The sequence below is a fragment of the Desulfosarcina sp. genome, from assembly GCF_033791525.1.
Classification (GTDB): domain Bacteria; phylum Desulfobacterota; class Desulfobacteria; order Desulfobacterales; family Desulfosarcinaceae; genus Desulfosarcina.
Map to the genome: position 1 here is coordinate 1 of NZ_JASJGN010000050.1, position 8,248 is coordinate 8,248.

Consider the following 8,248-nt stretch of genomic DNA (forward strand, 5'->3'; position numbering starts at 1 on the left):
ACCACCCTTTCAAGCCCCGAATGGGAAGGTGAAGAATAAATGTTTACAGCTTGAATCTTGAATGATATAAATGATTAAAGCTTATTGCTCGCACCGTGCGGGTGAGATAATTTGACCAAACCGAACATGATTTCCGGCATCCCTAAATGGTGTCCATTCAATGCTGGTATGGTCTGAATCGGACAGCAACGCAGGCGCCCTATACAGGGATTGCTACCCGAATTGGAATCCCTAAGATCCTCATCAGCTTCATTGATAGTCTGACCCTGTCTGACCGAATTCACCTTGAACCGCGGCAGCGAGCGGACTCCCCGCCGCTTGTCGGCGCGAAGCAAAGATCCCGCTTATCGGGGCCGCGGGGAATGTTCAATTTATTTAGACCGGCTATTCTCGCAGTAAGCGTTACCCGTTTTTGTCGGGCTTCAGCCGACTGCATTTCTCGACCATTTATCATTGTGCTTTTATCTTTCAGGTAGCTCACTGAGGTATGCTGTGACCAATTTTGACGTCGACGCACTCCTTGCCGAAATTTCACCGGATGCTCCCTGTGGTGTAGATATCTCCTATGATGCCGCTTTTCTGGAACTCGAGCGAATCGCCCAGGGCAAGGCGGAAACACAGGTGGGCGACTATGTTCAGGAAAGAGAAGAACCCGATTGGAAGCAGGTTTACAGCCAGAGTTTAGCATTGCTTGACCGCAGCCGTGATCTCAGACTAATCCTCTATTTGACCGCCTCGTCCCTCCGTTTAAAGGGATTGACCAGCTTTCACGATGGTCTCGCTTTGATGCGAGGTGTTGTGGAACGCTACTGGGACCACTTGTTTCCCCAACTGGATCCCGAAGATGACAATGACCCCCTGGAACGGATAAATATCATCAGCGCCCTCTCTCCCGCATCGACGGCGATGAACGATCAGGACCCGATGAAATTCATTCCCCGACTGATGGAGATTCCGCTGTGCACGCCGGAGGATGCGCGGCTGCCCCGTGCGAGCCTGCGTCAAATGATGATTGCATCCGGTGAAATAACGGCTCCCGAAACTGAGGCGAGCGCCATACCTTCGATGCAGGTCATCGACGCCGCTTTTGAACAGACCGATATCGAAGACCTGCAATCCACGGATCAGACGCTGCGCGAATGCATGGACCATCTTGGCGCACTGGATACACTGCTGATGGACCTTGTGGGATCGGCTGCCGCACCTAATTTCAGCCGACTTGAGCATCTGCTGCAGCAGATGCAATCGAAAACAAGCATGTACATGGAGCGAAGGGGGTATGGACAGGATATGTCATCGCTCAAACAGACCCAGGCTTCAGACCCTACACGGCCCAATACAAACGCCTCCCCCACAGACGCCGAAAACCGGACAGCTTCCACCGGTGGCGCCTCCGGGCAGGTATTGTCCGGGCGTGTCACATCGAATCAAGACGTGCTGAAAGCCCTGGACATGATTATCAGCCATTACGAGCAGAATGAACCGTCCAGCCCGGTCCCTTTGCTGATCAAGCGGGCCAAGCGCCTTGTCGGTAAAAGTTTCGTGGACATCATTCGCGATCTTTCTCCGGATGCCATGTCCCAGGTGAAAATGGTCAGCGGAGAAGATGAACCACCCGAAGGGTGATACACCGCCTTGCGCGGGGTGTAAAATACATAAGCGTTCACAAGCCCTCGTTATTATTAGATACCTGATATATACAAGAAGGGAGAAACGACCATGGCCAAAGGAAAAGCAAGTAGCCAGAAATTCATTGCCCGCAACAGAGCACCGAGGGTGCAGATCGAATACGATCTAGAGACTTACGGTGCAGAGCAGACCATCAACCTGCCATTTGTGATGGGAGTGATGGCCGATTTATCCGGAAAACCGGAAGAGGCGTTACCCGGCGTTGCCGAACGAAAATTTTTGGAAATCGATGTGGATAATTTCGACGAACGCATGAAATCAGCCAAACCGCGGGTTGCATTCCAGGTTCCCAACACCTTGACCGGTGAAGGCAACCTCAACGTCGACCTGACCTTTGAGAGCATGGATGATTTTTCACCGGCGGCGGTGGCCCAAAAGGTTGATGCCTTGAGCAATCTGCTCAAGGCCCGCACCCAATTGGCCAACTTAGTGACCTATATGGATGGCAAGGGGGGCGCCGAGGAGCTCGTGGCCAAGCTGCTAAGCGATCCGACGCTCATGCAGGCGTTGTCCGCGACACCCAAACCGGATGCAGGATCTGAAAAGAAGGAAGGGGAAGGTTGATCATGGCAGATTTAAAAAAGGATACCACTGCAGAAACCACAGAAGCCCAAACCATGGAGATGAATGAGTTTGAGGGGCTGCTTCACAAAGAATTCAAACCCAAGACGGATCGGGCCCGCGAGGCAGTGCAAAACGCTGTACAGACGTTGGCGGCACAGGCATTGGAACAGACCGCGTTGATTTCCGACGATGCTGTCAGGACGATAGAAACCATCGTTGCCGAAATCGATAAAAAGCTAAGCGAGCAGATCAATCTGATCATGCATCATGGGGATTTTCAGCGGTTGGAAGGCACCTGGCGCGGGTTGTCCCATTTGATCAACAATACGGAGACGGACGAACAGCTCAAGATCAGGGTGCTGAACCTGTCCAAGAAAGACTTGGGCAAGACCCTGAAAAAATTTAAGGGTACGGCCTGGGATCAGAGCCCGTTGTTCAAAAAGATGTACGAGGACGAATTCGGTACACCGGGCGGCGAACCCTATGGTTGTCTCGTCGGTGACTACACCTTTGATCACACGCCAAAAAACGTGGAGATGTTAAGTGGCATTGCCCAGATTGCCGCGGCGGCACATGCGCCATTTATTTCTGCCGCCGATCCGGGACTGATGAACATGGACACGTGGCAGGAGTTGGGAAATCCGCGGGATCTGACCAAAATTCTACAAACTGCCGAATATGCCTCCTGGCGCTCTCTTCGAGACTCGGATGACTCCCGGTACGTTGGACTGACGATGCCCAGATTCTTGTCCCGCATTCCCTTCGGCGCAAAAACCGAGCCGGTGGAGGAGTTTGACTTCGAAGAAGACACCGAAGGTGCCGATCACTCAAAATACTGCTGGTCCAATTCCGCCTATGCAATGGCTGTCAACATCAACCGGGCATTCAAACTTTACGGCTGGTGTTCGCGGATCCGTGGCGCCGAGAGCGGCGGCATGGTGGAGGGCTTGCCGACCCATACCTTTCCCACGGACGATGGTGGCGTGGACATGAAATGTCCGACCGAAATCGCCATTACCGACCGCAGGGAAGCGGAGTTGGCCAAGAACGGATTGATGCCGCTTTCCCACTGGAAGAATACCGATTATGCGGTATTCGTGGGTGCACAGTCCTTACACAGCCCCGCGGAGTTCGACGATCCCGACGCCACCGCCAACGCAAACCTGGGCGCGAGGCTGCCGTATCTGTTTGCGACCTGTCGCTTCGCCCACTACCTGAAGTGTATCGTGCGCGACAAAATCGGGTCCTTTGCGGAACGTAACGAAGTAGAGACCTGGCTGAACAACTGGATCACCAAATATGTCACCACGGACCCGACTGCTTCGGATAGTGTCAAGTCCAGGTATCCCTTATCCGCCGCAGAAGTGGTGGTCGAGGATATCGAAGGCAATCCGGGATACTACAGCGCCAAGTTCTTCTTGCGTCCCCATTATCAGTTGGAGGGTTTGAGCGTGTCCCTGAGACTGGTTTCCAAACTGCCATCGGCCAAGGGTGGATCGTGATCACTTTGCTATCCAAGTAAATCGTTCTTAAGCGGGGGCCTATGCAAGCTGAACACTATCTTCAAACCGGCGAGCTTGATAAAGCGCTGGCTGCCCTTACGGAGGCGATCCGCAGCGATCCGTCAAAAGTTGAACTGCGCATCTTTCTATTCCAGTTGCTCAGTGTCCTTGGCCAGTGGGACCGGGCCATTACCCAACTCAATGTCGCGGCCGACATGGATTCAGATGCGCTGCTCATGGCCCAGGTCTATCGTCCCGCCCTGAACTGTGAGGTGTTGCGTGCAAATGTCTTTGAAGGCAAACGGACTCCTTTGATATTTGGTGAACCGCTGGAGTGGATGGTCTGGCTCACCCAGGTACCGGGACTTATCGCCGCCGGTAATCTCAAGGCAGCCGCCGAACTGCGCGATCAAGCCTTTGAATCGGCTCCGGCCATCTCGGGTACCATTGACGGGCAGGCCTTCACCTGGATAGCGGATGCCGACACAAGGCTGGGTCCGACCCTTGAAGCCATCGTCAACGGCAAATATTATTGGATCCCTTTCGAGCGGATTCGGGAAATTCGGATCGACAAACCGGTCAACCTCCGTGATGTGATCTGGGCAACGGCAACCTTTACCTGGGCCAACCAGGGCCAGGCGGTGGGCCTGATTCCAAGTCGATATCCCGGTTCAGAAGAGGCGCAAGACAGCTCGTTTCGGATGGGTCGTAAAACCGATTGGAGGGATTCCGGAAACAATATAGTATCAGGCATTGGGCAGCGCATGCTGGCCACGGACCAAGGGGAGTACCCCCTGCTGGAGGTTCGGGAGGTCTTCCTCGACCCTTCAGAAAGCCCACTGGAAGAGAAACCACAGCATGGCTGAATTGACACCGTCTGAAAAACTGCAGCCGTGCCTGCTGGACCGGCTGACCGATGATGAACCCAACAAGCAGCAGGAGAGCCGGAATCAACGCGTGATGAGCGCGCAGAAATACCGTCAGGCGGTTCTCCGCGATCTGGCATGGCTGCTGAACACATACGCCAATGCTGAACAAGACGGTTTAGACGAGTTTGAGCAAGTCCCGTCGTCGGTCTTGAACTTTGGTGTGCAGAGTGTCGCGGGGATGACCGCATCCAGCCTGAGTGTCGAGGACATGCGCTATCGATTGACCGAAGCGCTTCGGCGCTTTGAGCCACGCATCATTCCCAACACCATCTCCATAGTCATGACGGTTGATAAAGAAGAGATGAGCAATCGTTCTATCCGTTTTGAGATCCGCGGGAACCTCTGGACCCAGCCCATCCCCGAATCCCTTTTTATCAAAACCGAGCTAGATCTTGAAACGGGCAAGTGTAAGTTAAATCGGTGAAACTGTGGACCGGCGACTATTAAGATACTACAATCGTGAACTTCAGCACTTGCGGGGTGCAGCAGGCGAATTTGCAAGGGAATTTCCCAAAGTTGCCAGCCGTCTCTCTCTGGACGAATTCGCCTGCGGTGACCCTTACGTGGAACGCTTGCTGGAAGGGTTCGCCTTTCTTGCTGCGCGCGTACAGTTGAAATTAAACGCTGAGTTTCCCCAGCTTACCCAGTCGATTTTAGAAACGGTTTATCCTCACTACCTATCGCCAACCCCCTCTATGGCTGTTTTGCAGTTTGCCTTTGACGCGGCCCAAAGCGGATTGGAAAATGGATTTGAAATCCAGCGCGGCACGATACTTCGGTCGGTGATTGGCAATGATGATCGCACCGCATGCGAGTACCGCACGGGACATTCCGTTACGCTTTGGCCGGTGACGGTCGTTCAAGCGGAGTACTACGCGCGAGACCTCAGCAGCCTGGCGCTGCCCGCTTCAACGGCATCCGCCAAGGCGGGTCTTCGCATCCGTCTTGAAACCCCAGCCGACATGGCTTTTTCCAATCTTGACCTGGACGCATTAACCTTTTTCATCCGTGGGACGGAAGATTTTCCGATGCAGCTTTATGAGCATATTTTTGCCCACGGGACGAACGTATTGGTCCAGCCGTCGGAAAAACCCTTTGCCTGGCAGCGTGTCCTGCCCGCTGCGTCCATCTGCCAGGTTGGATTTGCTGATGAAGAGGCACTCCTGCCAGTGGGGGCACGGTCTTTCTTGGGCTATCGGTTGCTGCATGAGTATTTCGCGTTTCCTCAACGGTTCCTGTTCTTCCGTTTACAAGGACTGCGCGAATGCATCAAACGCTGTGAAAGTAACGCGGTCGATCTCGTTATCCTGCTCGATCGTGAAGAGCGTGAACTGGAAGGCCGGGTTGATGCCGGCAATTTTGTTTTGCATTGTGCGCCGGTGATCAACCTGTTCCCGAAACGGGCTGATCGTATTCACCTATCCGATAAATCGTCTGAATTTCACGTCGTGCCCAACCGGACACGCCCGATGGATTTTGAGGTTTATCAGGTGCTGAGGGTGACCGGCTACGGCGTTCAGGCCGATGAGAAACAGGCGTTTGCCCCCTTTTACTCGGCCACTGATATTGATGAAACCAATGGCGGTGGTGCATACTTCACGGTAAACCGAATCCCCCGCATGATGTCGAACAGGGAAAAACAGCAAGGTCGACGCTCCGGCTACGGTGGCAGTGAAGTATTTCTGTCCATTGTCGACGCTGCGGCTGCACCGTACCGGTCCGATTTGCGTCAACTGGCGGTTGAAACCCTCTGCACCAACCGTGATCTCCCCATCCAAATGGCTATCGGTCGCGGTAAAACGGACTTCAATCTTGACATCAGTTCCCCGGTAGAATCCGTGCGGTGTCTGTCGGGTCCCACCGCACCCCGTCCCTCCACGGCCGAGGGCGAGGTCAGCTGGCGAATGATCAACCACCTGAACCTTAATTATCTTTCCCTGGTGGACAGTCCGGATGGAAAGGGATCCGCTGCCATTCGAGACTTGTTCAGGCTGTACTGTGACACCCGTGATCTTCAGACCCGAAAACAGATCGAAGGGGTGTTGGCGGTGAACAGTCGGCCCATTACCCGCCGGATCAGTGACCAGGGGCAGATCGCCTTTGTCCGGGGCATAGAGGTTGCCCTGGAATTTGACGAAGCAGCCTTCGAGGGGACCGGCGTCTTTCTGCTGGGGGCCGTGATGAACCTCTTCTTTTCAAAATATGTCTCCATCAACTCGTTTACGGAAACGGTGATCAAAACCCGGGAACGTGGAGAAATAATGCGATGGCCAGCAAGCATAGGGATCAGGCACACGCTATAGACCTGCGGTTCCTCGAGAATCCTGCCGGGCTGAGCTTTTTTCAGGTTGCCCGAAGGGTGGAATGTGGGTTCCCGGAAAAACCCCGTCTGGGGTACGCGACCCGCTCGGCAGACGATCCCATTCAATTCTGTCAGGAGCCTTCCCTGGGCTTTGCGCCTGCCACGCTCCAGCGATTTGAACGACAGAAGAAGACCGGTAAACCCCGTCTCATGGTGAATTTTTTGGGTTTGCTCGGGCCCCAGGGACCCCTGCCGCTGCATATCACCGATTATATTCACGACCGGGAACTGAATCATGACGATCACACACTGGCCCGTTTTCTCGATATCTTCAATAATCGCATGATCAGCCTTTTTTACCGGGCGTGGGCCTGTAATCGGCAGACGGTGAGTCACGACCGAGCCGATGAAGATCGCTTCGCTGCCTACATCGGCAGCCTAATCGGAATCGGCCATGATTCCTTCAGCGACCGGGACAGCGTGCCAGATGTGGCCAAGCTGCATTTTTCCGGGCATCTTGCCTGCCAGACACGACATGCTGAGGGGCTGCGAGCCATAATCGAGAATTATTTCGGCATCCAGACGTCCATCAAAGAGTTTATCGGCCAGTGGATTAAGGTACCCGACGAATACCTATGCCGATTGGGCCAATCGCCCGATACGGCAACGGTGGGTGTCAACACGGTCGTCGGCTCGCAGGTATGGAGTTGCCAGCAAAAGTTCAGAATCGTGATGGGCCCCATGAACCTGAAGGACTATGAACGGATGCTGCCCGGGAGTGAGAGCTTTGCAGGACTGAAGGACTGGGTTCGCAACTATGTGGGCGATGAACTGAACTGGGAATTACAACTGATCCTCAAGGCGGCCGAAGTGCCGGCGGTTCACCTCGGTGAATCGGGACGTCTGGGTTGGACCACATGGCTTCAGAGCCTGCCTTTCGAAAAGGACGTCACCGATTTGATCGTTGAAGCCGATGCGGCATAAACCCCATCGTTGCATAAAAACATGTAAAAAATATTGTAAAATTCTGTAATTATATAGAAAAAATTTAATTTTTCTGGATGTGCAGGAGTCCACAGGATGTGAATTCCTGCAAAAACAGTGATTTTCTCATGTTTTCACCCTTTCGGGAAAGCGGGAGGATTCCAGATCCCCGTCTTCAACGGGATCTGCGACCCGCGTTGCCAAGGGATTGCAGTAAAATGCTACGGCGTCACCCTCGGCGCCTTGGCTCTGAAACCCTCCCGCTTTTGCAACGTTGG

The 8,248-nt window shown here is 53.9% G+C and carries 7 protein-coding genes; all 7 read left to right on the forward strand.

Annotated elements, in window-relative coordinates:
• The first annotated feature begins 492 nt into the window (after positions 1-492).
• The 7 genes from tssA to tssG all read left to right on the forward strand — a co-directional run bounded on the left by tssA (position 493) and on the right by tssG (position 7,970).
• Positions 493-1,626, forward strand: a complete 1,134-nt coding sequence (gene tssA, locus QNK41_RS02580) for a type VI secretion system protein TssA (protein WP_319253442.1) — start codon at positions 493-495, stop codon at positions 1,624-1,626.
• Between the two features lie 93 nt (positions 1,627-1,719).
• Complete coding sequence (gene tssB / locus QNK41_RS02585; RefSeq protein ID WP_319253444.1) at positions 1,720-2,253, forward strand: type VI secretion system contractile sheath small subunit; 534 nt, start codon at positions 1,720-1,722, stop codon at positions 2,251-2,253.
• Positions 2,254-2,255: 2 nt separating this feature from the next.
• A complete protein-coding gene (tssC, locus tag QNK41_RS02590) occupies positions 2,256-3,755 on the forward strand; it encodes a type VI secretion system contractile sheath large subunit (protein WP_319253446.1) in 1,500 nt (499 codons plus the stop codon).
• Positions 3,756-3,796: 41 nt separating this feature from the next.
• A complete protein-coding gene (locus QNK41_RS02595; RefSeq protein WP_319253448.1) occupies positions 3,797-4,621 on the forward strand; it encodes a type VI secretion system accessory protein TagJ in 825 nt (274 codons plus the stop codon).
• Positions 4,614-5,108, forward strand: coding sequence for a type VI secretion system baseplate subunit TssE (tssE, locus tag QNK41_RS02600; RefSeq protein ID WP_319253450.1), 495 nt, complete (start codon positions 4,614-4,616; stop codon positions 5,106-5,108). Before QNK41_RS02595 ends, tssE begins: the two co-directional genes overlap by 8 nt.
• Before the next feature lie 4 nt (positions 5,109-5,112).
• Positions 5,113-6,987: a type VI secretion system baseplate subunit TssF gene (tssF, locus tag QNK41_RS02605; RefSeq protein WP_319253453.1), complete on the forward strand. Its 1,875-nt coding sequence runs from the start codon at positions 5,113-5,115 to the stop codon at positions 6,985-6,987.
• Positions 6,951-7,970: a type VI secretion system baseplate subunit TssG gene (tssG, locus tag QNK41_RS02610; protein WP_319253455.1), complete on the forward strand. Its 1,020-nt coding sequence runs from the start codon at positions 6,951-6,953 to the stop codon at positions 7,968-7,970. Before tssF ends, tssG begins: the two co-directional genes overlap by 37 nt.
• Positions 7,971-8,248: the final 278 nt, after the last annotated feature.

Excerpts from the sequence above, each read along its gene's own strand:
- tssB (WP_319253444.1), top strand. The coding sequence starts at position 1,720 with ATGGCCAAAGGAAAAGCAAGTAGCCAGAAATTCATTGCCCGCAACAGA.
- tssC (WP_319253446.1), top strand. The coding sequence starts at position 2,256 with ATGGCAGATTTAAAAAAGGATACCACTGCAGAAACCACAGAAGCCCAA.
- QNK41_RS02595 (WP_319253448.1), top strand. The coding sequence starts at position 3,797 with ATGCAAGCTGAACACTATCTTCAAACCGGCGAGCTTGATAAAGCGCTG.
- tssE (WP_319253450.1), top strand. The coding sequence starts at position 4,614 with ATGGCTGAATTGACACCGTCTGAAAAACTGCAGCCGTGCCTGCTGGAC.
- tssG (WP_319253455.1), top strand. The coding sequence starts at position 6,951 with ATGGCCAGCAAGCATAGGGATCAGGCACACGCTATAGACCTGCGGTTC.